The organism is Rheinheimera hassiensis (genome assembly GCF_022436675.1).
GTDB lineage: Bacteria > Pseudomonadota > Gammaproteobacteria > Enterobacterales > Alteromonadaceae > Alishewanella > Alishewanella hassiensis.
In genome coordinates this window covers 586,883-611,453 of sequence record NZ_JAKUJZ010000002.1, presented here as the reverse complement: position 1 = coordinate 611,453, position 24,571 = coordinate 586,883, and the positions used below count along the sequence as shown (strand labels likewise).

The window sequence follows — 24,571 nt, the reverse complement described above, 5'->3', positions numbered from 1 at the left end:
CTGGCAAAAAGAGGGCTATGCCCTCTTTAAAGTGTTCTTATGTCGCTGCGATGGTAGGTTGGAACCCCATTTGCGCAGCCATAGAGTGTCTGAGCCCTGCCGTAGGCATTAGGGCGAGTTGCTATGGCGAGCAGAATGGGTGTTGCAACCGTTCCAATACACCGAAGTTTATAAGCTTTTTGTCTTACCGCTCAGCAAGAGGCTTTACGCTACGCGGCTCTACGCCAACATAATCAGCACTTGGCCGGATAATACGATTATCGGCGCGCTGTTCCATTACGTGCGCGGCCCAGCCGGTTAAACGGCTGCAAACAAAAATCGGTGTAAACAGCTTAGTAGGAATACCCATATAGTTGTAGGCCGAAGCGTGGAAGAAATCGGCATTACAAAACAGCTTTTTCTCACGCCACATTACTGCTTCACAACGCTCAGATACATCGTACAGGCGGGTATCGCCATTGGCCTTGGCTAACTTTTCAGACCAGGCTTTAATTACCGCATTGCGTGGGTCTGAGTCGGAATACACTGCATGGCCAAAGCCCATGATTTTTTCTTTGCGCTCCAGCATGCCCAGCAGTTTTTGCTCAGCATCATCCGGGTTAGCCATCTTTTCAATCAACTCCATCGCCGCCTCATTGGCACCGCCGTGCAACGGGCCGCGCAGAGAACCTATAGCGCCGGTAACACAGGAATGCATATCGCTAAGGGTTGAAGCACAAACGCGGGCGGTAAAGGTAGAGGCATTAAACTCATGCTCGGCGTATAAAATCAGTGAAGCCTGCATCACTTCCACATGCAAAGCCGTTGGCTTTTTACCGTGTAAGGTCCACAAAAATTGCTCTGCAACTGAATCGGCGTCGGTTTCTACCTCGACGCGCTTACCATGGTGGCTGTAGTTGTACCAGTAGTTCACCAGACCAGGGAAAATCGCTAACATCCTGTCGCTGGCGTCTTGTTGCTGAGCAAAGCTCTCTTCAGTTTCCAGGTTACCCAGCATAGAGCAACCGGTACGCATCACATCCATCGGATGGGCGCTGGCCGGAATACGCTCCAACACATCTTTTAATGCCGGTGGCAGCGCCCGCAGGCTTTTAAGCCTGGCTTTGTAGGCATTAAGCTCTGCAGCTGTTGGCAACTCGCCTTTTAAAATTAAGTGCGCTACTTCTTCAAAGCTGCAGCTGGCGGCTAAATCTTTTACATCATAACCACGATAGGTTAAGCCTGAACCGGTTTTGCCTACCGTTGATAACGCCGTTTTCCCTGCCACCTGGCCACGCAGGCCGGCACCGGTTAATTGTTTTGCATTTGCCATTGTCTTGTCCCCATTTTCTTTTAATTTAATCTGGCTTATTTCTGTTTGCTGTTAAACAGCTGATCCAGTTTTTGCTCAAAGCTATGGTAGTTCAAAAAGTCGTACAGCTCGGCGCGGGTTTGCATACTGTCTACCACCGCCTTCTGATCGCCATTGGCTAAAATAGACTGGTATACATTAAGCGCTGCCTTATTCATCGCCCGAAACGCACTTAACGGATACAGCACCATCGCCACACCTACAGCGCCCAATTCGGCTTTATTAAACAGCGGCGTTTGGCCAAATTCAGTAATATTGGCCAGTACCGGCACTTTCAACGCTTTAGTAAAAGCCTGATATTGCTCCAGCGTATACACCGCTTCGGCAAAAATGGCATCGGCTCCGGCTGCTTCACAGGCCTGCGCGCGTTCAATGGCCGCGTCCAGCCCTTGCTGTGCCAAGGCATCGGTGCGTGCCATTATAAAAAAGCTTTCATCTGTGCGGGCATCGACACTGGCTTTTACGCGGTCGACCATTTCATCTAAAGATACAATCTCTTTATTTGGCCGGTGGCCACAGCGCTTTTGCGCCACCTGATCTTCAATATGAAAACCGGCGGCACCGGCGCGGCTCATCTCTTTTACCGTACGGGCGATATTAAAAGCCCCGCCCCAGCCGGTGTCGGCATCGACTAACAACGGCAGGCTGGTAGCGGCGGTAATACGGCGGATATCCTCACAAACATCGTTTAGTGATGTCATGCCCAAGTCGGGCAAGCCAAAAGAGGCATTGGCCACACCGGCGCCAGACAAATACAACGCCTGATGGCCGGTGCGCTCTGCCATCATTGCCGTATAGGCATTAATGGTGCCGACGATTTGCAGCGGTGTGTTAGCGCTTATCGCGGCGCGGAATTTTTGTCCGGCAGTAACTGTGCTCATGTTAAGTCCCCGTTTGTTCCAGTTGTTTTTCAATATTGCGCCTTGATGCTGCTATATGGCGGCGCATCAATAAATCGGCCAGTTCACCATCACGGTTGGCAATGGCATTAAGAATAGCTTTATGTTCGTCAAATGCCCGTGATACCCGTGGCCCGTTCATGCCCAATTGCACACGGTACATGCGTACCAGGTAATACAGCTCGTCGCAGAGTATATTAATCAGATAGTCATTTTTACTGCCCAGGATGACACGGTAATGAAAATCCAGATCACCGGCTTCCTGATAATAGCTTTCGCCTTCGCGTACCCGCTGGGTGTTCAGATGCTGATCAAGCAAAGCACGCAACTCAGCAATTTCGTTGTCGGCCATATGCTCTGCCGCTAAACGGCAGGCCATACCTTCTAAGGTTTCACGTAGCTGGTATAAAGACAGCAACCCTTGTGTCGACAATTTCACTACCCTGGCACCGGCGTTAGGAATACGCTCTATTAAGTGGCAACGCTCTAACCGTGCTAAGGCCTCACGCAAAGGCGCGCGGCTTAAATCAAAGCGTTTTGCCAGCTCGGGCTCACTGATTTTGCTGCCTGGCGCGATTTCACCTTCAACAATAGCACGCTGAATTTCCAGCAAAACCCGATCGGCGGCAGTAATAGGAGAACGTAAGGATGGATGCTGCATAAAGCTTAATTGTCGACATAAAAATAAATTAAGACTGTTTTAACGGCTTTAAACTGCTAAGTCAAGCCTAAAGGCAACCGCATTGTCGACAATTGGTCGGAATTTTGTCTTTATCAGTTTACAGGGCATAAGATAACCGGGCACTAGGCTTGGAAAGACAGCTAAAATAATTTTTTAGACTTTTTACTTATAAAGTAATCAAGGTTAATACAATGATGTACTAAAAATAGTCGCGGCTAATATTGCCCCGAAATCAGGGGCAACACAGTCATCTTGCCTGTTTCACTGCATAAGCTGGGGATAACTTTCGTATAAGTTGGGCATAAAAGTCTAAAAAAGGATAGCTATCAGTACCTTTGTTTCAAATGTACTAACAAGCAAAAATTTGTGTATTAACTAAACTGGAACTTACCTTGTGAACATTAGCAGTTGTAACGATAGCGCACGGCTCATTCCCTATGAGCCATTCCCCTAAGCCCGGAACAATGCGGATTGGTTCCGGGCTTCTTTTATCAGGTTGTTGATATTAGGCGACTTTTTTCACCCATTTAAACAGGTTATAAAAATTCTCTGTCGTGGCCTGTGCCAGTTGCTCCAGGCTAACGTCCTTCACCTGCGCAATAGCCTCGGCTACGGCAGTGACATAAGCCGGTTGATTGGTTTTGCCGCGAAACGGCACTGGCGCCAGATAAGGCGAGTCGGTTTCTATTAGTAACCGGTCCATTGGCAGCTTTTTTACCACATCGCGCAGTTCCTCAGCATTACGAAAGGTCATGATGCCGGAAATCGAGATATAAAAGCCCATGTCCAACGCGGCTTTGGCCATGTCCCAGTTTTCAGTGAAACAATGCAATACACCACCGGCTTGCTCGGCATTATGGCTGCGCATTAAGGCTAAAGTATCTTCACGCGCGTCGCGCGTGTGGATGATAAGCGGCTTATTTACCTGGTTCGCCACCTGTATATGGCTGACAAAAGCCGCTTGCTGGCTTAGTTTGGAGTCTGGTGAATAAAAATAATCCAACCCGGTTTCACCTACTGCAACAACGTGTTCCAGGCTGCATTTTTGCAGTAATAGAGCGGCATCAACCTGATCATGCTGGTGTAAAGGGTGCTCACCACAGGATACCGACACCATTGGATATCCAGCTACCAGCGCGGACATTTGCTCAAACTCAGCCAGACTGACGCAAACACATAACATATGCTGCACCTGTTTAGCCTGAGCGGCAGTAATCACCTGATCTAAGTTAAGGCCCAGTTTTTCCAGCTCTAGCCGGTCTAAATGACAATGAGAATCTACAAACACAACGCTGATTACCTGTTAAATAGTATAAGTGGCTTCGGCAGAGTTTTGCAGGCCACCTAATAGTTTTTCAATCCGGGTGCCCAGTTGCGCTTTATCATCGATAAAACCAACACCAATACCTGCCGGGCTGGAGCTTTGCGAGCCATGCGGCGTTATCCAGGCAACCTTACCAGACACGACAATGGTTTCCAGCGCATCAGGCAAGGTAACATTTAACGCCAGTGACTGGCCCATTTTGTATTGGCGGGAAGTACGCACAAAAAGCCCACCGTTTTTCAGAAATGGCATATAACTGCGGTACAGCTCTTTGACATCGGTGAATCCTAACGACAGCTCTTCCATATGTCCTCCGGCTAGCCGTGCAACCGTTTTAATTCAGCAAGAAATGCACTTAGCGCAAGTGCTTTATTCTGCCCTAAAATTTGCATTTCGTCACGACACCAACGGCTGTACAGCTGATGAATGGCTAATAACCGGTGTGGCTCCTGCCCTGCCATAGCCGGTAGCAGCTGCCGGGTTAAAAACCAGCCCAGTAACTGACGTAATTCGCTGACACTGTCGAGCTGTTTAACTATGTCCTGCAGTGTCAGTTTATCTGTCAGAAACTGGTTCAGGCTATGCAACGTGAGTTGTAGCTGATCTGCTTCGCCGGATTCAAGCATACTCAGCGCTTTTAACGGCCCACCGGCACAATATGTCAGTAAAAATTCGGGCACCGCTCTGTTACTGTGCTGGGCAAGCCATTGTTGTGTATCGGCGCTAAATTCGGCAGCTAATGTCCAGTGCTGGCAGCGGCTTAGCAAGGTTGCCGCTAAGGTATTGCTGGCCCGGCTTTGTAATAACAAAAAGCTGTTTTGCGGCGGCTCTTCCAGTGTTTTTAGCAGCGCATTAGCCGCAGCCTCAGTTAATTTCTCTGCATCGGCCAACAGTACAACTTTATTCAGTTGCTGCTGCGCCCGGCCATACATAAACTGGCTGAGCTGGCGTACGCTGTCTACACCAATACTGCTGCCTGAACTGTCAACAATCAGCAGATCTGAATGGCTGCCTGCCAGACGCAGTAAGCAACTTTTACACTGACCACAGGGTTTGGCCTGCTCGGTACACAACAATGATGCCGCCAGCCAATTTGCCAGCTCACTTTTACCTATACCTGCCGGGCCTGATATTAACAAGCCATGCGCCAGCTGATTATTCTGCAATAAGGTTGTTAACTGTTGCTGATAAGGTATAAGCCAGGGCTGCATTTACTGCCCCAAAGCGTTATTAAGCGCAGTGGTAAGTTGCTGCTGTACGCTGGCTACTGGCTGGCTGGCGTCAATGACAACAATATTAGCTTCACTGGCAGCAATTTGCAGATACTTCTGCCGGGTGCGCTGGAAAAACGCCAATTGTTCCTGCTCTATACGATCCAGCTCGCCGCGCTGGCGGGCACGCTCCAGCCCGATGGCCGGATCAATATCCAGATACAGGGTTAAATCCGGTCGTAAATCGCCCAGCACCGCCTGGCGTAACTGATTAATAAATTGCTCATCTAACTGACGGCCACCGCCCTGATAAGCGCGCGATGACATATCATGCCGATCGGCTAATACCCATTTACCCTGAGCTAAGGCAGGCTGTATAACATTACACACTAATTGCATCCGCGCGGCATACATTAGCAGAAGCTCAGTTTGTGGTGCCACGGTTTCTGTAGTTTGCACCTGTTTTACCAGGCTGCGTAAACTTTCAGCCAACGGTGTACCGCCCGGCTCTCGGGTGCAGATCACTTCTTTGCCCAATTGCTGCAAATAATGTTGAATATGGCTGATAGCAGTACTTTTACCAGCACCTTCCAGGCCTTCTACCACAATAAATTTAGCTGTTGCCGTCATGGCGTCGATCCCAGAATATATTTTTGAACGGCAGCATTATGCTGCTCTAAGGTTGATGAAAACTGATGTGTGCCATCGCCTTTGCTGACAAAGTAATACAGCTCTGTTTCAGCCGGCTGTGCTGCTGCCAACATAGCAGCTCGGCTCACCAGGCTGATTGGCCCCGGCGGCAGGCCGTGATGACGATAAGTATTATATGAATGCGGATTATTTAAATCTGCCCGGGTGATATTGCCATTAAAATCATCCAGCCCGTAAATAACGGTAGGATCGGTTTGCAAACGCATATTTTTGCGTAACCTGTTAACAAACACCGAAGCGACAAGGGTTTTCTCCGGTGGATAGCTGCTCTCTTTCTCAATAATAGAAGCCAGTATCAGCAGCTGATATGGGTTTTGTAGTGGTAAGTCCGGGTGGCGCTGCTGCCAGGCGTTCTCAAGCTCAGCCAGCAAAGCGTGCTGCGCACGTTTAACTAATGCACTGGCCTTGCTGTTTGCGGTGTAATAGTAAGTATCCGGGTACAGTAGCGCTTCGCTGCTCTGCGGCTGCTCCCCCCACTCTTGTGGCCATACCATCGCCTGCGTTACCTGCTCTGCTGTTGTAACATCCTGCAGTAAATACTCGGCTTTATTTATCCGGTTCAGGCTTTGTTGCAGGGTTTCACCTTCAATCAGCGTTATGGCAAATTGGGCTTCTTTGCCACTGCGAAACAACGCCAGCACCTGAAGTAATAAAGTCTGCTCTGAAGATACGCGGTAAACACCCTGCTGCACGCCGGCCTCTTCAGGATGTAATTTCAGGTAAAGCCGCAGCATCAAACATTGGGTATCACTTAGCAGCGCCTGCTGTTGCCACTGCCGGCAGAGCCTGGCAGCTGAGCTGCCGGAAGATACTGTGTGAATGCCGTCAGGTAAATTAAGCGGAATTTGCTGTACATAACGTACACCAAAGTAATAACTGAGGCCCAGCAATACGCCCAACAGCAGAATAATTTTTAGTGTTTTTAACATAGTACCTGCTTTGAAAACTGTTGTACCTTACTGACAGATAAAGCTCTGCCTTCTATACTGCGTACCGGCACTATACCCATTAAAGCATTACAAATGAAAATAGCGTCAACCGACGCAAGTTCAGTAATACTCCAGTTAATCAGGGCGATATCTGCCTGCTGCAAAATATGCTGGCGCATCACGCCTGCCACTCCGGCACGCTGCAGCTCTGGGGTGTGCCAGGCGCCGTCGCGGTGTAAAAACACATTGGCGGCACTGACCTCAGTAATAAACCCCTGCTGATCCAGCACCAGTAAGTCATCATATGCAGTGTTTGCCAGCTCTTGTTTTAGCAACACCTGTTCCAGCCGGTTATTATGTTTAAGCCCGGCCAACAGCGGCTGTACTGCCAGCTTTAATGTCGCCATGCCTAAACTGATGCCTTGCTGTTGTGCAAGGCGGTAATCCGGCATGGGGCTAACAGAAATATAAATGCCTGGTGCTGCGACATCTGCTATAGCATAACCGCGGCCACCTTCACCACGCGAAATCAATATCTTAATGACCTGCTCTGGTGCTGTTATTGCGGCTTGCGCTTGTTGCTGCACGCTTTGCCAGTCAATTGCAGTAAACCCAAGCTGGGCAACAGAGCGCTGTAAACGCTGCAAATGCAAAGGCCACAGCTGTATACTGCCACCGCGTACCTGCATAGTGGTAAAAATACCATCGCCATAATTAAAACTGCGATCTCTGGCACTGATAAGGGTTTGCATGGCCGCTACCGGAAAAGTCAAACTAGCGGCAGTATGCCTTAAAATGCGGATAAAACAAAGGCTGCACTATGGCAGCCTTCATCATCAACACAACAGATTATGCGTGTTAAAACAGCAAATTATACACGTTTAAACAGTATAGAGCCGTTAGTTCCACCAAAACCGAACGAATTACACAAAGCATATTCCATTGATACCTGGCGCGCTTCGTGTGGTACATAATCCAGATCACAACCATCATCCGGGTTATCCAGATTAATGGTCGGTGTAACCAGCTGATCCTGCAGCGACAGCACGGTAATAATAGATTCTACCGAACCGGCAGCTCCCAACAGATGGCCAATCATCGACTTGGATGAGCTAACCATCAGCTTATCCAGATTATTAGCAAATACCGATTTAATTGCCTTGGTTTCAGCAATATCACCTGCAGGTGTTGAGGTACCATGCGCATTAATGTAGGCAACCTGCTCTGAGTTTACCTGTGCATCTTTTAGCGCATTTTTCATCGCTAAGGCTGCACCGGCACCGTTCTCTGGTGGCGAAGTCATATGATAAGCGTCACCGCTCATACCAAAACCTACCAACTCAGCATAGATTTTAGCGCCACGCGCCTTGGCGTGTTCATATTCTTCCAACACCATAACACCGGCACCATCACCCAGTACAAAACCATCACGGCCTTTGTCCCAGGGGCGACTGGCTTGCTCTGGCGCCTCATTACGGGTAGATAAAGCCCTTGCAGCACCAAAGCCCCCCATACCCAAAGGCGTAGAGGCTTTTTCAGCACCACCGGCTATCATCACATCCGCATCACCGTACACTATCATCCGTGCCGCATGGCCAATGTTGTGTACGCCTGTAGTACAGGCAGTAACAATACTGATATTCGGCCCTTGCAACCCAAGTAAAATGGATAGTTGGCCAGCAATCATATTAATAATGGTAGATGGCACAAAAAACGGTGATAACCGTTTAGGGCCACTATTAATCAGTTTAGTGTGGTTTTCTTCAATTAAACCCAAACCACCAATACCTGAGCCAATTGCCGCCCCAATACGCGGCGCATTGTGCTCAGTAATTTCGATGCCTGAGTCACGAAATGCCTGAATACCGGCAGCCACACCATACTGAATGAACAGATCCATTTTTTTCGCATCTTTAGCTGAAAAAAACGGTTCTACATCAAAGTTTTTTACCAAACCAGCAAATTTGGTGGTGTAAGCACTGGTGTCGAAATGCTCGATCAGCGATATGCCACTTTTACCTTGCTGTAAGCCTTGCCAGCTTGAGGCAACATCATTACCCAGCGGCGTAAGCATGCCTAAACCGGTAACAACCACACGACGTTTTGCCACAAAACCCTCCGCCATGGAAATTTTCATCGATCTTAAAACGAAAACGGGTAGCTTAGCTACCCGTTCTGTAAGCTGATAACTTACTCAGCGTGTGCTTTGATGTAATCAATAGCAGACTGAACAGTCGTGATTTTCTCAGCTTCTTCGTCTGGAATCTCAGTATCGAACTCTTCTTCCAGCGCCATAACCAGCTCAACAGTGTCCAGTGAGTCAGCGCCCAGGTCGTCAACAAAAGACGCTTCGTGCTTCACTTCGTCTTCTTTAACGCCCAGTTGTTCGATAATGATTTTCTTAACGCGTTCTTCGATGTTGCTCATCTTTTCTTCCTTTTTCTCATATAAATCGCAACAGTTCGTGCAATTTTGTGTGGCGCTAGTTTATGCGTAAGCTTAGTGGGTTGCAAGTGATGCGATCAGCATTTTACGCTGGTCAAACCTGCTTTTAAACCCCGGCTTACACCATATACATACCGCCGTTAACGTGAATTGTTTCACCGGTAATGTAGGCAGCCTGATTTGATGCTAAAAATGCTACGGTGGCAGCAATCTCTTCCGGCTGGCCTAAACGATTTGCCGGTACCTGAGCAAAAATAGCTTGTTTTTGTTCATCCGACAGCTCTTTGGTCATATCAGTATCAATAAAACCCGGCGCAATAGCATTAACAGTAATACCGCGTGATGCTACTTCGCGTGCAAGTGATTTAGTAAAACCTAACACACCGGCTTTCGCTGCAGCATAATTTGTCTGACCTGCGTTACCCATAGAGCCCACTACCGACCCTATGCTGATAATACGGCCAAAGCGTTTTTTCATCATAGTACGCATAACGGCTTTACTTAAGCGGTACACCGATGTCAGGTTGGTTTGCATAATGTCAAACCACTCTTCATCTTTCATGCGCATCAGCAAGTTATCGCGTGTAATGCCGGCATTATTAACCAGAATATCAATATCTCCAAACTGGTTTTTAATTTGTTCTAAACATTGTTCAATTGATGTGGTGTCGGCCACATTTAACACCAGTCCGCAGCCTTTGTCACCTAAATAACCACTGATATCTGCAGCACCTTTTTCAGAGGTAGCTGTGCCGACGACTTTGGCGCCCAATGCCGCTAATTGCTCGGCAATAGCGCGGCCAATACCACGGCTGGCGCCGGTAACCAGTGCCACTTTACCTTCCAGTGAAATAAAACTTGTCATGCTTAATCCTTATTCTGCAGCCAGCGCGGCCTGTAATGAGGCGATATCGCCAACCGAAGCTACAGCCAAATTCTTGTCAATCCGCTTAATCAGGCCACTTAATACTTTACCTGCACCCAGTTCCAACACATCAGTAACACCTTGCGCCGCAAGCCATTCGATGGTTTCGGTCCAGCGTACCGGGCTGTGTAACTGCCGTACCAAAGCGTCTTTTACTGCGGTGGAGTTGGCAGCAATAGCAACATCGACATTATTCACCACCGGTATGACAGCATCGTTAAAATTAAGTGCCGTTAGATCTGTGGCTAATTTTTCTGCTGCCGGGCGCATTAAAGCGCAGTGCGATGGCACGCTTACCGGTAAAGGTAGCGCGCGCTTGGCACCGGCCGCTTTACACAGCTCACCAGCACGCTCAACGGCGGCTTTATGACCGGCAATAACCACCTGTCCGGGAGAATTATAATTAACCGGCGATACCACTTCGCCTTGTGCCGCTTGCTCGCACGCGGTGGCAATAGCCGCATCGTCTAACCCGATAATGGCTGACATAGCGCCAACACCGGCCGGCACTGCCAACTGCATATAATTACCGCGCTTTTCAACCAGTTTTACTGCATCGGCCAAAGATAGCACACCAGCACAGACCAAAGCGGAGTATTCGCCCAACGAGTGACCGGCAAAGTAAGCAGGCTGCGCGCCACCTTGCTGCTGCCACAACCGCCATACTGCAACCGAGGCGGTTAACAAAGCTGGCTGGGTACGGTGTGTTTCGTTCAGATCGGTTTCCGGGCCATTGGCTACCAACGCCCATAAGTCATAACCCAGTGCGCTTGAGGCTTCAGCAAAGGTGTTTTTTACCACATCATATTGCTGATGCAGTTCGCTCAGCATACCAACACTTTGCGAGCCCTGCCCTGGAAATACGATTGCAAGTTTTGTTGTCATGTTCAGTCCTGCAAGAAATAAAAATTCTGCTGTAGTTTAGTAACGCACCAGCGCCGAAGCCCAGGCGAAACCGCCACCAAAGGCTTCCAGTAATAAGGTTTGACCACGCTGAATACGGCCGTCACGAATAGCTTCATCCAATGCGGTCGGTACAGTAGCGGCTGAGGTATTGCCATAACGGTCAAGGTTAATAACAACCTGCTCCATCGACATATCCAGTTTACGCGCTACAGCCGAAATAATACGCAGGTTAGCCTGATGCGGCACCAGCCAGTCAATCTGTGATTTATCCAGATTATTTGCTGCCAGTGTTTGCTCTACGACTTCAGAGAGTTTGGTCACCGCAACTTTAAATACGTCGTTGCCTTTCATTGAACCCCAGGACTGGTGCACCGATTGCTCATCACCACGAATGGGGTTATCGACATACAGCAGCTCGGAATATTTGCCGTCGGCATGAATATGGGTAGATAAAATACCCGGTTGCTCTGACGCTTCCAGTATCACCGCACCGGCGGCGTCACCGAACAGAATCACCATGCTTCTGTCTTCAGGCGATATTAAACGCGATAAACAGTCAGAACCAATCACCAAAATGCGTTTGGCAATACCACTTTTAATGTACTGATCTGCTACGCTCAGGCCATAGCAAAAACCTGCACAGGCGGCGGCAATATCAAAAGCAGGAATAGCAGGAATTTCAAGCTCGCGCTGAATTTCACAAGCGGAGCTTGGTAAAGCGCGTGATGCGCTTGTGGTGGCACAGATAATCATATCTATGCTGTTTTTATCAATATCGGCCGCTTCAATGGCTTTTAATGCCGCCTGGGCGCCCATCGTTGCCACGGTTTCGTTGTCACCGATGATACGGCGCTCTCTGATCCCGGTGCGTTCAATAATCCATTCGTCGGTAGTTTCTACCATTGATTCCAGATCGGCGTTACTGCGAACCTGCGACGGGAAATAGCTCCCGGTACCTATAATGCGTGAATACATGAGGACCTACGCTTTATCAATTAATACGTGTTCCAACCGGTCTTTAATTTTTGCGGGCACCTGGCGTTCAACCTCACGCACCGCTTGCCGGATGGCACTGAGAAATGCATCTTTAGTCGCATTTCCATGACTTTTCACTACAATTCCGCGCAATCCTATCAGACTTGCACCATTATAGTGGTCGGGGTTCACGCCCTGATAAAGGTTTTTTATAAAAGGTTTGATTAACCAGCCGAATAATTGCGCAGTTACCCTGTCTTTAATGCTGGACTCGAAGCGGCGCAAAATAAGTTTAGCTACGCCTTCACAGGTTTTAAGCGCAACATTACCGACAAAACCGTCACAGACAATAACATCCGCTTTGCCGGTAAAAATATCATTACCTTCGATATAGCCGATGTAATTAATATCGTTACAGTCAGACAACAGCATAGACGCGCGCTTTATCTGATCTGAACCTTTAATTTCTTCTTCGCCCATATTCAGTAACGCAACTTTAGGCTGGCTGATACCGATCACTTCTTCAGCCATCACCGCGCCCATTACGGCAAACTGAAATAAGGTATCGGCATCACAGTTTACTGTAGCGCCTAAATCCAGCATATAAATAGGGTGTCCCTCAACTGCAGGCAATGCACTGATCAATGCCGGGCGGTCTACACCGTTTAGCATTTTCAGCACAAAATGCGCCATAGCAATTAATGCACCGGTATTGCCGGCACTGACACAGGCCTGAACCTCGCCTTTATCAACCAAATCAAGCGCCACCCGCATAGACGAGTCGCGTTTTGAGCGTAGCGCAACGGAAGGCTTATCAGCCATGGAAACAATTTGAGTACTGTGGCGGATATGAAGCTGAGGATGAGGAAATACACCGTGCAACTTTAGTTGCTCAGTGAGCATGGCTTCATCACCACATAAAACGAGATTTAGTTCCGGAAACTCACAAATCGCTGCCAGCGCGGCAGGAATAGTAGAATGGGGGCCGTGATCGCCCCCCATCATGTCTAATGCAAGTGTCAGCTTAGTTGGCTGCACCAGGTGCACCCAGACTTATTTTACTTTACGGCCTTTGTAGTAACCATCGGCAGTAATGTGGTGACGACGATGCGTTTCACCTGTAGTAGAATCAACTGACAGCGTTGGGCCAGTTAATGCATCGTGTGAGCGACGCATATCGCGACGTGCACGTGATTTTTTGTTTTGCTGAACAGCCATGGTATTTCTCCTAAACTCACTTTTTCTTTAATTCTGCCAGTACAGCAAAAGGATTGGGTTTTTCCGGTTCCGGACCTATATCGCCAAAGCTCATCGATGCCGCACTAACGGCGCAAACCGCTTCGTCGTGCATCGGGAACAGTGGCAGAGCCAGAATCAACTCATCTTCCACTAACTGTCGTAAATTTATTTCGCCGTGTTCGTTTTTCTCGATCACGTCGTATCGCTCAGGAATTAACTCCAAAGCACTGTCATCACCCGGTTTAACCGGAGTGTATGCAAAATTGCAGTCCAGCGACACCATCATGGCTTCACCACAACGTTCGCAGGTTACACTCACTTCGCAAGAAGTACCACCCTGTATTACAGTCAGGCCTTGCTGGTCAGTACCGCATTCAACTCGTACCGTTACCTCGCCCTGCGGATTAAGCAAGCTTTGTGTTAACCGGGTTAAATTTACTAGCGGCACGAAGCCTTCGTAATCAGAGCGCTTTTGCGCTGCTTTAACCGGATCTATAGTAACGGGTATTTTTACTTTTTGCATAAGGCGCGCATCATATAGAAGCGCCCCATTGCTGTCAAAGGGATCTGGCAGATATTTATGGTTTTTCTCGCGCATTTTTATCATTCTGATTATAGTGCCGCACATTCTGCATAAAAAGGCTATTTATCAATGACTGAGCCCACTTTGCCAGCGCTGTATCTGGCTTCTACCTCAACCTATCGCCGCCAGTTGCTGGCGAAGTTAACGCCGCAGTTTCACACCGCCAAACCGGACGTTGACGAAACGCCACTAGCAAACGAGAGTGCAGAACAATTGGTGCGTCGTTTAGCCGCTGCCAAGGCACAAGCTGTTGCCGCAGGTTTAAGCACCGGTTTGGTTATTGGCTCTGATCAGGTGGCGGTTTTTAATAATGATATTATCGGCAAACCCCATACCGCAGAAAACGCACTTACGCAATTACGCCGTTTTAGCGGTAACAAGGTAACTTTTCTTACCGGACTGGCATTAGTTAATGCGCAAACCGGCAATATACAGGTTATTGTTGAACCGTTTAACGTTAGCTTTCGCACTTTAACCGATGCAGAAATTATCGCTTATATCAAAAAAGAACAACCGCTGGATTGCGCCGGCAGCTTTAAAAGCGAAGGCCTGGGCATTAGCTTATTCAGCAAACTTAGTGGTGACGACCCCAATAGCCTGATTGGCCTGCCGCTGATACGGCTAAACCAGATGCTGTTAAATGAAGGCATTAATGTGCTATTCCTGGATTAGCATATAAGGTGGATCCGGCTTGCTCTAAGTCAACCGTTGCAGGCCAGGATGCTGACAAATTCGCCGGGAGCGAATTTGAACAGCTCTGCTGGTCCGCAGGATAAACTTCATGGATGAAGTTTATAATCGAGCCCCCAGGGATGGGTTCACGGCGTGTTGACGTGAGCAAACCGGAGACGCCAAAACTATCAGGATTAAATAACCTGCAATAATTCCGGTATCGTATCGATAATGGCTTTGGGCGCAAACTGGCTTAGTACATCGCGGCCATGCACGCCATGGGTTACCCCAATTCGCGGCATTGCTATCGCCTGAGCCATTTTCATATCATGGCTGGTATCACCCACCATGATGGCATGCTCAGCTTTTATATCCAGTTCCAGCAAAATTTGCTGCAGCATATCCGGATGCGGCTTCGATTGAGCTTCATCAGCACAGCGGCTGGTATCAAAATATTTTGCCAACCCGGTTTCATCGAACATACGCTGTAAGCCTTTACGCGCTTTACCGGTAGCCACGGCTAACAGCACATTTTGTGCCTTTAACTGTTGTAACACCTGTTCGACACCGTCAAACAACGGCGTTGGTGTGGTATCGTGAATCACATAGTGGTCGCGGTAATGTTCAAATAACTGCTGGCGTTTGTCAGCCGTTACGCCGGGGAACAACACATTTAGTGCCGGGTCCAGGCTTAAACCGATAATTTGTTTAACGGCAAAATCACTGGGTATTAATAAATCTGAATGCCTTGCAGCAGCCTGCATTGACGACACGATACGGCCGATGGAATCCATTACAGTGCCGTCCCAATCGAACACCACCAGAGATACTTTGTCTGTTACAGCATTTTGCATTGGATTATTTTCTCGTCAGTTTTGCCAGCGCCTGTTCCAGGCTGGGGTCCAGCGGCGCTTCTACCCGCATGGTTGTTTCAGTCATCGGATGGATAAAACTCAGGGTTTTAGCATGTAAAAACAAGCGGTTTAAGCCAACCTGTTGCATCTGTGAGGTAAAGGTGTTGTCGCCATATTTATCGTCACAAGCGATCGGGTGGCCTTTACAAGCAGTATGCACGCGAATTTGGTGCGTTCTGCCGGTTACCGGAAAAGCTTCTACCAACGTGCCTTGCTGATAACGCTGTAAAATACGAAACCGCGTTTCTGAGGGTTTACCTTCAGCTTCATCTACCCGCACTACGCGTTCACCAGATTGCAGCGTATTCTTTTTCAGTGGCTCAGTAACTTTACGAACCTTGTTGTCCCAGTCGCCAGCGACCAGTGCCCAGTATTTTTTCTCTACCGTTTTATTGCGTAGCTGTTCGTGCAAATGGGTCAGCACCGAGCGCTTTTTTGCAATCAGTAAACAACCTGAAGTATCGCGGTCAAGCCGGTGTACCAGCTCCAGATGTTTCGCCAGTGGTCGCAGTGCCCGCAGTGCTTCAATCACACCAAATTGCAAACCACTACCACCATGCACCGCCATGCCAGAGGGTTTATTAAGTACAATCAGGTCGTTGTCTTCAAATAAAATATGCTGTTCGAGGTTTTTCACCATCGACAGTTTCACCGATACCGGTTCGCCTTCAGCGGCAACAGTTAATGGCGGTATACGCACCACATCATCCTGCTGCAGTTTATATTCAGGTTTGATGCGTTTTTTGTTCACTCGCACCTCTCCTTTTCGCAAAACCCGATAAATAACACTTTTGGGCACGCCTTTTAGCCGTGCCAGTAAAAAATTGTCTATGCGCTGACCAATAAAATCAGGTTCTATTTCAATTAATTGCACAGGTAACTTGATTTCATCGCTCATGGGTTTTGAATACTCTGCTAATATTAGATTTCAGTTGCTATCGGCTGCGCATTAGTGGGATAATCCCCCCGCTAATTCTGCCAAAAACTGGCAATTAGGGCGCTCAAAGTGATGTAAGAGAATTTGTGCGGCAGCGCTTGGGGGAGTGATCATACCGAAATCGTGGTGAAAACCAACGTTTTTTATACCCCCGGCGTAAACCAAACGCCATTTGCCTGAGATAATGTTGCGTAATCTGTTATCAACAACGGCAAAACATGAGTTCCGGTCAACCAGAGCATAAAAGATATTGCTATAACGCAGCGCCGTAAGGCGGTGTGTTTCAGATCCAAAAACGAAAACAGCATAAACTGCGAAGCCATCACAAAAGCCCACGCAGTGACAATTTGGTTTCTTCAGACATTCCAGTCGTGAGACTGCACCCATTAGTGTTTGATAACGTCTGAACACGCAGGTGCCCGTTGGGCTGCGTTGTGGCTGCAAAATGCGAGTCACTAACGATGAAAAGAATGTTAATTAACGCGACGCAGGAAGAAGAAATCCGCGTTGCGCTGGTCGATGGCCAGAAACTGTACGATCTGGATATTGAAAGCCCGGGCCATGAACAAAAAAAAGCTAATATTTACAAAGGTAAAATCACCCGGGTCGAACCCAGCTTAGAAGCGGCTTTTGTTGACTACGGTGCTGATCGCCACGGCTTTTTACCTCTGAAAGAAATTTCCCGCGAATACTTCCCTTCTGGCTACAGTTTTGATGGTCGCCCCAATATTAAAGAAGTGGTTAAAGAAGGCCAGGAAGTTATTATCCAGATTGATAAAGAAGAACGTGGCCAAAAAGGTGCTGCGTTAACTACCTTTATCAGCCTTGCAGGCTCTTACTTAGTATTAATGCCGAATAACCCGCGCGCTGGTGGTATTTCACGCCGGATTGAAGGCGACGAGCGTCAGGAACTAAAAGACTCTTTAGGCCAGTTAGAAATGCCCGACGGAATGGGCTTAATTGTCCGTACCGCTGGCGTAGGTAAATCCTATGAAGAGCTGGACTACGATTTAAAAGCGCTGTTAAAACATTGGTCTGCTATTACCGAAGAAGCGCAAAAGCGCCCTTCACCGTTTTTAATTCATCAGGAAAGCAACGTGGTATTTCGCGCCATCCGCGATTACCTGCGCCGCGATGTTGGTGAAATCCTGATCGACAACCCGCGTATTTTCGAAGAAGCCAAAGTATACATTCAGCAGTTCCGCCCGGATTTTGCCCACCGCGTTAAGCTGTATCAGGGCGAAGTGCCGCTGTTTATGCACTTTCAGATTGAAACCCAAATTGAATCAGCGTTTCGCCGCGAAGTACGCCTGCCATCAGGCGGCTCTATCGTAATCGACAGCACTGAAGCTTTAACCGCCATTGATATCAACTCGTCTAAAGCCACCAAAGGCGGCGATATTGAAGAAACGGCATTTAACACCAACCTTGAAGCGGCCGATGAAATTGCGCGCCAGTTACGTTTACGTGACTTAGGCGGCTTGATTGTAATCGACTTTATCGACATGACGCCGGTACGCCACCAGCGCGAAGTAGAAAACCGCTTAAAAGATGCGGTAAAACACGACCGTGCCCGGGTGCAAATTGGCCGTATCTCCCGCTTTGGTTTACTGGAAATGTCACGCCAGCGTCTGCGCCCGTCATTGGGTGAATCAGCCACGCATGTGTGCCCGCGGTGTCATGGTCGCGGTACGATTCGTAGCACCGAGTCATCTGCACTGTCTATCCTGCGTTTAATTGAAGAAGAGTCAATTAAAGACAATACCAGTCAAATTCATGCTCAGGTACCGGTATCTGTTGCTACCTACCTGATGAACGAAAAGCGCGATGCGATACGCCGCATCGAAAAACGCCATGGTATCCGCGTGTTTGTTATTCCTAACGAACATATGGAAACACCAAACCATGAAGTTATCCGCATTCGTATCGATGAAGAAATCGACGATGCCAGCTACAACATGGTGAAAGTGCCAGAGGCCACATCAACGCTGTACCATCCGGCTTCTGATGCCGTTAAAGAAAAGCCCGCTATTTCAGCAATTAACATTGCAGATAGCACTGCCGCGCGTCCGGCAACTGCGCCAACCGCCGCGGTAGATAAAACACCTGAGCAAAGTACTGGCTTATTTCAGGCAATCAGCAACTGGTTTGGTAAGTTGTTTGCCCCGGCAGAAACCAAGGCCGATGTGAAGCCAGTAGCCAAGCCAAATGAGCGCAGCAATCCGCGTAGCGCTAATCGTGAAAATGGCCGTGATGGTAATCGCGACAACAGCCGTGATGCCAACCGCGACAACAACCGTCGCCGCAATAAACCGCGCCGCCGTAATGAAGGTGACGATAAAGCGGTAGCACCGCAATTAAAAGATGAAGCGGTTCAGAAACCTGAGCGTCAGCAACGTCCGCCACAAGAGCCGCGTGCACCACGCCCACAGCAGGAAGCCAGAAAACCTGTGGAGAAAGCCCATGTTGCCAACAAAGAACCTGAAGATGACAATGCACCGCAACGTATAGTTGAGCGCCGTCAACGTCGTAACACACGCCGCTCTGTACGTATGGATAAAGCGCCTGCGGCAGAAACCACTCAAGTGGTAACAGCAGCCGTTACCGAGATTACGTCTGCGGCATTACCTGAAACGCCGGTTCAAGTGACAACTGCCGAACCTGTTACTGATGCAGTGACTGCCACTAAAGCTGAACATACTGAAGCAGCAGTTGTGGTCGAATCAGCAGTAGTACAGCCAAAAGATGACGTTACAACAGCCAAAACGACTGACACGACTACTGTTGACACAACCGAAGAGGCTACAGCTGAAACTAGCGAGCAGGAAACCGCAGAGCCACGCAGCCGTAACCGTCGTTCACCACGTCATTTACGGGCTGCAGGCCAAAAGCGTAAAAAAGAGCAGGAACAAACTGACGCCGATGCCGGACAAGCAGAAGCTGACGCTACACCAGCAGATACTATTGTGGTAGCCGAAGAGCCAAAAGCTGTGCCAGCACAGGTTGAGCAAGTGCAGCCCGAAGTAGCCCAGGCTGATGCTGTAGCGGTGGTTGATGCTGACAACATTGAGCAGGTCGAACCGGCTGCTGCAGAAAAACCGAAAACGCGCAGCCGTCGTAAACCAGCGGCCAAAAAAGCGGATAAGGAAGTTACTGCTACGGCAAGCACAAGCGAAGCCGCACCAGCTCCTGAAAAAGCCGTGGATAGTGTTGTAGCTGAAAAAGCTGAGGTTGCAGAGCCTGTTACACCTAAAACAGAAGCTGTTGCAACTGAAGTTGTTAAAGCAGAAGTCGTGAAAACAGAAGCGGCTCCTGCAGTAGCACCTTCTGCCCCTGTGGCAGAAGCAGCTAAGCCGGTAGCAGCGAAACCTGCAGGCGGGCGTTATGCACAGATGGTAGTTGCCACTATGACCAAACCGGAAGCCAGCACACAGGACAGCAATGCTGAAGTAGCAACGCCTGTTGTAATGCCAGCACAAGAAAGGCCGGTTGTAGCCAGCTCTGAGCGTCCTGCCGGTTCCGCGTTTGCACGCCAGGCAGTAAGCGCACCAATGACCAAGCCAAAATCTGATGAGTAAGCATATCAGTTGACACTGCAAAGTGTCAGACACAAAAAAGCCAGACATTGTCTGGCTTTTTTATTAACTGGCTTTAATCAAAACCATTTAAAACATAAAACGACAGCTAATTAAAAATCGTATTTAGCACTGAACTGAACACGGTTCATATCGCCATCCAGGCCTGACTCTACTTCGCGGTTAGCAAACTTATACTCAATACCTACCATCAGCTTTTTCGTTGCCTGATACAACAGGTTAGCGCTGTAGCTTTGCGTGGTTTTGGTAACACCTAAACCAGTTAAATCTGTTTCATTGTCCGCCATCAAAGTTGAATACAGGAAGGTAGAACGCCATTGATCATTCCACAGGTGGCGATACGCTACTGAGAATGCGGTTACATCGATAGTCTCCAGATTACCATTGGCATCCAACACTGCACCGTTTACGGTATTTAAGCCGACGTAGCGACCAAGACCTTTACCGGTATTCAAAGTGATACGAATATCATCTTTATTAGCCAAATCAATTTTGGTACTTACTGACAGGCCATAAGAGGTGACTTCGTCATCATAGCGCACACCACTATGAGTGCCATCAATGGCAATCTGGCGTAATAAACCGGCCACTTTCACCACACCCCAGTCTGTTTTCAGATTGTAGCTGGCTGTGAAATCCGGTGTTGCATTAGCATCAGTGGTAATACGGGCACCGCCGCCGAATGGCGTAACGGTACTTTCAGGGTTTTCTACTGCAAAAGAAAAATTGCCATGGGTATAACGCACCTGAGCCTGCCGGATAAAGATAGCGGCATCGGGGTTACCAACAAAGTCTAATGTATCCGGAAGCGAGGCGACATCCATAAAGTTTGACCAGGTTTGGCCTAAGGTCCAGTTTTTGTATTTAATAAAAGCATGACGCATAACCGGGCTATAACCATTAGTGGTACGTTCGTCGTTGCCGTTATTACTGGTCATAAAATCAAACTCAAGATGGCCGGTAATTTTACTGCCATCTTCAAGCTCTGTTGCCGTAGAAAAGAAGAAGCGTGACTGGCGGGCATGCATATCAAAACGTGTGGTACTCTCTCCGCCGATGGGAGTTAGCGAAGGTACATAAAACTCCCGCCCCAGAGCTGCAACTTCGCCATCAGCATCAGTTACCATGGCATCCAGCTTTACATAGCCGCCAAAAGTGACATTGGTGCCGCCGATATCAAAACCAGCAGCGTGTGCACTGCCTGCGCCTAATGCCACGCAGGCTGCAAGGTAAGATATTGTTGTTATTTTTTTCATTTTCTCGTCTCTCCATCTTTGTTCTTGTAATGGTAATTTTTCGGTTCAACTTTGGTTCAGACTCGCCGTTACTGCAATTAGCCTTTAGTCGCAGTTATGCTGCATATTAAGGCGAACAGTATCAGGTTGGCTACAACACGCGGATTTGGCTAGACTAAGGTCTAATTTCAAATAACACGCGGCTTCGATAGAAAGATAACAGTAAATTTATGAAGCTCTCACAGGGGAAGTTATGTCACATCCATTAGTTTATCCGGTACCCGCCAGTGCAGCCAAGCGCTCACTTTTAACTAACGAGCAATATATGCAGATGTATCAGCAGTCTGTTAGCTCTCCGGAAGCATTCTGGGCGGAACACGGTAAACGTCTGCACTGGTTTACCCCTTTTACCAAGGTTAAAAATACCAGCTTTGACAGCGGTAAAGTGAATATTAACTGGTTTAGCGATGGTGAACTCAACGCCAGTTATAACTGTTTGGACCGGCATTTGCCTGAGCGCGCCAATCAGGTTGCCTATTATTGGGAAGGCGACTCACCAGACGTACAAAAATCGGTTACTTATGCGCAGTTGCATCAGCAAGTATGTAAACTGGCCAATGGTATGAAAGAGCTGGGTGTTAAAAAAGGCGATCGGGTAACTATTTATCTGCCAATGATCCCGGAAGCCACCGTAGCACTGCTCGCATGTGCCCGCATTGGCGCTGTGCACTCTGTGGTGTTTGCCGGCTTTTCGCCGGATGCACTGGGCAGCCGTATTGTCGACTGTGACTCTAAACTGGTTATTACTGCTGACCAGGCTCTGCGCGGCAGCCGGGTAACCAACTTAAAAGATAACACTGATATGGCGTTGGCTCATTTAGGCGCTGAATCACCGGTTAAGCATGTATTGGTGGTTAAGCATGTGGGTAAAAATGTCGATATGCAGGCCGGACACGACGGCCGTGATGTTTGGTATCACGACTTACTAAACCGGCAAAGTGCTGATTGCCCTGCCGAGCCCATGAACGCTGAAGATCCACTATTTATTTTGTATACTTCGGGCTCTACCGGCAAACCCAAAGGCGTATTGCACACCACGGGCGGTTATATGGTGTGGGCGTCGATGACTCACCAGTATGTATTTGACTATCACGATGGCGACATCTACTGGTGTGCAGCCGATATCGGCTGGGTAACCGGACATACGTATATTGTTTATGGCCCGCTGGCCAATGGTGCCACCAGCGTGTTGTTTGAAGGGGTCCCCAATTACCCCAGCGTTAAACGCATGGCACAAATTGTCGACAAATATAAGGTAAACATCCTTTACACCGCTCCTACCGCTATTCGCGCGCTGATGGCGCATGGTGATGCACCGGTAGAAGGTGCCAACCTTGCATCTTTGCAAACACTTGGCAGCGTGGGTGAACCGATTAACCCGGAAGCCTGGAACTGGTATCACGAGAAATTCGGCAACGGTAATTGCCCTATTGTAGACACCTGGTGGCAAACTGAAACCGGCGGTATTTTGATCACACCTCTGCCAGGTTGTACTGAGCTTAAGCCCGGATCTGCAACCCGGCCATTCTTTGGCGTTAAACCGGCGATTGTTGATAACGAAGGTAAAGAACTAAGCGGCGAGTGTGAGGGCAATCTGGTCATTAAAGACAGTTGGCCGGGACAAATGCGTACCGTTTACGGTGATCACGAGCGCTTTGAACAAACCTATTTCAGCACTTACCCTGGCCTGTACTTTACCGGTGATGGCGCCAAACGTGATGCAGATGGTTATTACTGGTTAACAGGTCGTGTAGATGACGTATTGAATATTTCCGGCCACCGCTTAGGCACGGCCGAAATTGAAAGTTGTCTGGTTGCCCATGATTCGGTTGCAGAAGCTGCGGTAGTGGGTTATCCGCATGACATTAAGGGCCAGGGCATTTATGTTTACGTTACACCAAGGGTGGGTATTGAACCCAGCGCAGAGCTCACCAAGGCATTGCGTGACTGGGTGCGGGAAGAAATATCCCCTATTGCCACACCAGATTTAATTCAGTGGGCGCCTACCGGTTTACCGAAAACCCGCTCAGGCAAAATTATGCGACGTATTCTGCGTAAAATTGCCGCTAATGAGCATGATCAGTTAGGTGATATTTCCACACTGGCTGATCCATCTGTGGTTGAAACGCTGGTGACCAACCGGTTAAACCGTAAATAAGCTATCTGGCAAGTACGCGCTTGACACAGCGCCCTGCTAACCTCAGTATTAAAGGCCGCATTCGCGGCCTTTCTAACAAGAATGGCATAATAATTAAAATACCCTTCGCTGGAGGACAAGATGGCAAAACTGATCGTCGCAGACGACCACCCGCTGTTTCGCAATGCGCTGATAAACGCCATCAGCAGCACCTTTGCCACTAAAGCGACTATTGAAACGGATAGCTTTGAAAGCACCTGTGTTGCACTGGAACAACACCCTGATACCGACTTACTGCTGCTGGATCTGCATATGCCGGGAAACTGCGGTTTTCTGGGGTTAATACAGTTACGCAAAAACTACCCTGCACTGCCAATAGTAGTGATTTCTGCCAGTGAAGATTTGGATGTTATTCGCCGTGTTATGGCCTTTGGCGCTTCAGCCTACGTGCCCAAGTCAGCTAACCCGCTGGACATCAGTGCTGCGCTAAACGCCGTTATAGCCGGGGAGTTATGGGTACCGCTTAGGCTGAAAAATCAGGTGCTGGATATCCACAGTCGCGAAGCAGAAGATGATTTGGATCTGGCTGCCCGCGTAGCTCAGTTAACTCAGCAACAATATAAAGTGTTGTACTATCTGACCGAGGGCTGGCTTAACAAGCAAATCGCGTACGATTTACATATTTCAGAAGCCACGGTAAAAGCGCACATTACTGCAATATTTCGCAAACTTGGCGTGACTAACCGCACTCAGGTGGTTATTCAGGCTCAGCGCCTGACGCTGGAACCACCTGTTGACAGAGCCATGACGCAGCCGCACTAAAAACTCAGAATGAAACCG

General features: G+C 48.5%; 24 protein-coding genes. 4 read left to right on the top strand and 20 right to left on the bottom strand.

Annotated elements, in window-relative coordinates:
• Positions 1–184: 184 nt before the first annotated feature.
• From prpC to yceD, 17 genes are all read right to left on the bottom strand, one after another.
• Complete coding sequence (gene prpC, locus MJX74_RS05670) at positions 185–1,312, bottom strand: bifunctional 2-methylcitrate synthase/citrate synthase (RefSeq protein ID WP_240221573.1); 1,128 nt, start codon at positions 1,310–1,312, stop codon at positions 185–187.
• Positions 1,313–1,347: 35 nt separating this feature from the next.
• The gene (gene prpB / locus MJX74_RS05665) at positions 1,348–2,232 is read right to left on the bottom strand and encodes a methylisocitrate lyase (protein ID WP_240221572.1); all 885 of its coding nucleotides are present in this window, start codon (positions 2,230–2,232) and stop codon (positions 1,348–1,350) included.
• A gap of 1 nt (position 2,233) precedes the next feature.
• A complete protein-coding gene (locus MJX74_RS05660; protein WP_240221571.1) occupies positions 2,234–2,911 on the bottom strand; it encodes a GntR family transcriptional regulator in 678 nt (225 codons plus the stop codon).
• Between the two features lie 526 nt (positions 2,912–3,437).
• On the bottom strand, positions 3,438–4,220 hold the full coding sequence (locus MJX74_RS05655) for a TatD family hydrolase (protein WP_240221570.1): 783 nt from the start codon (positions 4,218–4,220) through the stop codon (positions 3,438–3,440).
• A gap of 15 nt (positions 4,221–4,235) precedes the next feature.
• On the bottom strand, positions 4,236–4,562 hold the full coding sequence (locus tag MJX74_RS05650; RefSeq protein ID WP_068231597.1) for a PilZ domain-containing protein: 327 nt from the start codon (positions 4,560–4,562) through the stop codon (positions 4,236–4,238).
• 11 nt (positions 4,563–4,573) lie between these two features.
• Positions 4,574–5,467, bottom strand: coding sequence for a DNA polymerase III subunit delta' (gene holB / locus MJX74_RS05645; RefSeq protein WP_240221569.1), 894 nt, complete (start codon positions 5,465–5,467; stop codon positions 4,574–4,576).
• Positions 5,468–6,097 (bottom strand): dTMP kinase, encoded by a 630-nt coding sequence (tmk, locus tag MJX74_RS05640; RefSeq protein WP_240221568.1) that lies wholly within the window; start codon positions 6,095–6,097, stop codon positions 5,468–5,470. It lies immediately after the preceding gene.
• Positions 6,094–7,107: an endolytic transglycosylase MltG gene (mltG, locus tag MJX74_RS05635; protein ID WP_240221567.1), complete on the bottom strand. Its 1,014-nt coding sequence runs from the start codon at positions 7,105–7,107 to the stop codon at positions 6,094–6,096. The genes tmk and mltG overlap by 4 nt, the downstream gene beginning before the upstream one ends.
• Positions 7,101–7,859 (bottom strand): aminodeoxychorismate lyase, encoded by a 759-nt coding sequence (gene pabC / locus MJX74_RS05630; protein ID WP_240221565.1) that lies wholly within the window; start codon positions 7,857–7,859, stop codon positions 7,101–7,103. Before pabC ends, mltG begins: the two co-directional genes overlap by 7 nt.
• Positions 7,860–7,978: 119 nt before the next feature.
• Positions 7,979–9,217 carry a beta-ketoacyl-ACP synthase II gene (gene fabF / locus MJX74_RS05625; RefSeq protein ID WP_240221563.1) on the bottom strand — a complete coding sequence of 413 codons (1,239 nt, stop codon included), beginning with the start codon at positions 9,215–9,217 and terminating at the stop codon, positions 7,979–7,981.
• A gap of 80 nt (positions 9,218–9,297) precedes the next feature.
• Positions 9,298–9,534, bottom strand: a complete 237-nt coding sequence (gene acpP, locus MJX74_RS05620; protein ID WP_068231583.1) for an acyl carrier protein — start codon at positions 9,532–9,534, stop codon at positions 9,298–9,300.
• 136 nt (positions 9,535–9,670) lie between these two features.
• Complete coding sequence (gene fabG / locus MJX74_RS05615) at positions 9,671–10,417, bottom strand: 3-oxoacyl-ACP reductase FabG (protein WP_240221560.1); 747 nt, start codon at positions 10,415–10,417, stop codon at positions 9,671–9,673.
• Positions 10,418–10,426: 9 nt separating this feature from the next.
• Positions 10,427–11,362 carry an ACP S-malonyltransferase gene (gene fabD, locus MJX74_RS05610; protein ID WP_240221558.1) on the bottom strand — a complete coding sequence of 312 codons (936 nt, stop codon included), beginning with the start codon at positions 11,360–11,362 and terminating at the stop codon, positions 10,427–10,429.
• A 36-nt stretch (positions 11,363–11,398) separates the two neighbouring features.
• Positions 11,399–12,358, bottom strand: coding sequence for a beta-ketoacyl-ACP synthase III (locus MJX74_RS05605; protein ID WP_068231581.1), 960 nt, complete (start codon positions 12,356–12,358; stop codon positions 11,399–11,401).
• A 6-nt stretch (positions 12,359–12,364) separates the two neighbouring features.
• Positions 12,365–13,405: a phosphate acyltransferase PlsX gene (gene plsX / locus MJX74_RS05600; protein ID WP_197412163.1), complete on the bottom strand. Its 1,041-nt coding sequence runs from the start codon at positions 13,403–13,405 to the stop codon at positions 12,365–12,367.
• Between the two features lie 6 nt (positions 13,406–13,411).
• Entirely contained in the window at positions 13,412–13,576 is a 165-nt protein-coding gene (gene rpmF / locus MJX74_RS05595) for a 50S ribosomal protein L32 (protein WP_008223049.1), read from the bottom strand.
• Positions 13,577–13,592: 16 nt separating this feature from the next.
• Positions 13,593–14,120, bottom strand: coding sequence for a 23S rRNA accumulation protein YceD (gene yceD, locus MJX74_RS05590; RefSeq protein ID WP_240221556.1), 528 nt, complete (start codon positions 14,118–14,120; stop codon positions 13,593–13,595).
• A gap of 129 nt (positions 14,121–14,249) precedes the next feature.
• Here yceD and MJX74_RS05585 point away from each other — a divergent pair, with 129 nt between their 5' ends.
• Positions 14,250–14,852 carry a Maf family protein gene (locus MJX74_RS05585; protein ID WP_275692667.1) on the top strand — a complete coding sequence of 201 codons (603 nt, stop codon included), beginning with the start codon at positions 14,250–14,252 and terminating at the stop codon, positions 14,850–14,852.
• Positions 14,853–15,046: 194 nt separating this feature from the next.
• Here MJX74_RS05585 and MJX74_RS05580 read toward each other — a convergent pair whose 3' ends face one another.
• Together MJX74_RS05580 and rluC are read right to left on the bottom strand one after the other, a co-directional pair.
• Complete coding sequence (locus MJX74_RS05580) at positions 15,047–15,706, bottom strand: HAD-IA family hydrolase (RefSeq protein WP_240221554.1); 660 nt, start codon at positions 15,704–15,706, stop codon at positions 15,047–15,049.
• 4 nt (positions 15,707–15,710) lie between these two features.
• On the bottom strand, positions 15,711–16,664 hold the full coding sequence (gene rluC / locus MJX74_RS05575; RefSeq protein ID WP_068231573.1) for a 23S rRNA pseudouridine(955/2504/2580) synthase RluC: 954 nt from the start codon (positions 16,662–16,664) through the stop codon (positions 15,711–15,713).
• Positions 16,665–17,164: 500 nt separating this feature from the next.
• On the opposite strand from rluC, the gene rne reads away from it, so the two are divergent.
• The gene (rne, locus tag MJX74_RS05570) at positions 17,165–20,281 is read left to right on the top strand and encodes a ribonuclease E (protein WP_240221552.1); all 3,117 of its coding nucleotides are present in this window, start codon (positions 17,165–17,167) and stop codon (positions 20,279–20,281) included.
• 110 nt (positions 20,282–20,391) lie between these two features.
• Here the strand turns inward: rne and MJX74_RS05565 are convergent, their stop codons facing one another.
• Entirely contained in the window at positions 20,392–21,555 is a 1,164-nt protein-coding gene (locus MJX74_RS05565; RefSeq protein WP_240221550.1) for a DcaP family trimeric outer membrane transporter, read from the bottom strand.
• A 232-nt stretch (positions 21,556–21,787) separates the two neighbouring features.
• Between MJX74_RS05565 and acs the strand changes: the two genes are divergently transcribed.
• The gene (gene acs / locus MJX74_RS05560) at positions 21,788–23,752 is read left to right on the top strand and encodes an acetate--CoA ligase (RefSeq protein ID WP_240221548.1); all 1,965 of its coding nucleotides are present in this window, start codon (positions 21,788–21,790) and stop codon (positions 23,750–23,752) included.
• Positions 23,753–23,872: 120 nt separating this feature from the next.
• The gene (locus MJX74_RS05555) at positions 23,873–24,553 is read left to right on the top strand and encodes a LuxR C-terminal-related transcriptional regulator (protein ID WP_240221546.1); all 681 of its coding nucleotides are present in this window, start codon (positions 23,873–23,875) and stop codon (positions 24,551–24,553) included.
• The last annotated feature ends 18 nt before the right edge of the window (positions 24,554–24,571 follow it).

Bases quoted from the DNA above. Each gene is read 5' to 3' on its own strand.
- prpC (WP_240221573.1), bottom strand. From the start codon at position 1,312: ATGGCAAATGCAAAACAATTAACCGGTGCCGGCCTGCGTGGCCAGGTG.
- prpB (WP_240221572.1), bottom strand. From the start codon at position 2,232: ATGAGCACAGTTACTGCCGGACAAAAATTCCGCGCCGCGATAAGCGCT.
- MJX74_RS05660 (WP_240221571.1), bottom strand. From the start codon at position 2,911: ATGCAGCATCCATCCTTACGTTCTCCTATTACTGCCGCCGATCGGGTT.
- MJX74_RS05650 (WP_068231597.1), bottom strand. From the start codon at position 4,562: ATGGAAGAGCTGTCGTTAGGATTCACCGATGTCAAAGAGCTGTACCGC.
- holB (WP_240221569.1), bottom strand. From the start codon at position 5,467: ATGCAGCCCTGGCTTATACCTTATCAGCAACAGTTAACAACCTTATTG.
- tmk (WP_240221568.1), bottom strand. From the start codon at position 6,097: ATGACGGCAACAGCTAAATTTATTGTGGTAGAAGGCCTGGAAGGTGCT.
- mltG (WP_240221567.1), bottom strand. From the start codon at position 7,107: ATGTTAAAAACACTAAAAATTATTCTGCTGTTGGGCGTATTGCTGGGC.
- pabC (WP_240221565.1), bottom strand. From the start codon at position 7,859: ATGCAAACCCTTATCAGTGCCAGAGATCGCAGTTTTAATTATGGCGAT.
- acpP (WP_068231583.1), bottom strand. From the start codon at position 9,534: ATGAGCAACATCGAAGAACGCGTTAAGAAAATCATTATCGAACAACTG.
- fabG (WP_240221560.1), bottom strand. From the start codon at position 10,417: ATGACAAGTTTTATTTCACTGGAAGGTAAAGTGGCACTGGTTACCGGC.
- fabD (WP_240221558.1), bottom strand. From the start codon at position 11,362: ATGACAACAAAACTTGCAATCGTATTTCCAGGGCAGGGCTCGCAAAGT.
- MJX74_RS05605 (WP_068231581.1), bottom strand. From the start codon at position 12,358: ATGTATTCACGCATTATAGGTACCGGGAGCTATTTCCCGTCGCAGGTT.
- rpmF (WP_008223049.1), bottom strand. From the start codon at position 13,576: ATGGCTGTTCAGCAAAACAAAAAATCACGTGCACGTCGCGATATGCGT.
- yceD (WP_240221556.1), bottom strand. From the start codon at position 14,120: ATGCAAAAAGTAAAAATACCCGTTACTATAGATCCGGTTAAAGCAGCG.
- MJX74_RS05585 (WP_275692667.1), top strand. From the start codon at position 14,250: ATGACTGAGCCCACTTTGCCAGCGCTGTATCTGGCTTCTACCTCAACC.
- MJX74_RS05580 (WP_240221554.1), bottom strand. From the start codon at position 15,706: ATGCAAAATGCTGTAACAGACAAAGTATCTCTGGTGGTGTTCGATTGG.
- rluC (WP_068231573.1), bottom strand. From the start codon at position 16,664: ATGAGCGATGAAATCAAGTTACCTGTGCAATTAATTGAAATAGAACCT.
- rne (WP_240221552.1), top strand. From the start codon at position 17,165: ATGAAAAGAATGTTAATTAACGCGACGCAGGAAGAAGAAATCCGCGTT.
- MJX74_RS05565 (WP_240221550.1), bottom strand. From the start codon at position 21,555: ATGAAAAAAATAACAACAATATCTTACCTTGCAGCCTGCGTGGCATTA.
- acs (WP_240221548.1), top strand. From the start codon at position 21,788: ATGTCACATCCATTAGTTTATCCGGTACCCGCCAGTGCAGCCAAGCGC.
- MJX74_RS05555 (WP_240221546.1), top strand. From the start codon at position 23,873: ATGGCAAAACTGATCGTCGCAGACGACCACCCGCTGTTTCGCAATGCG.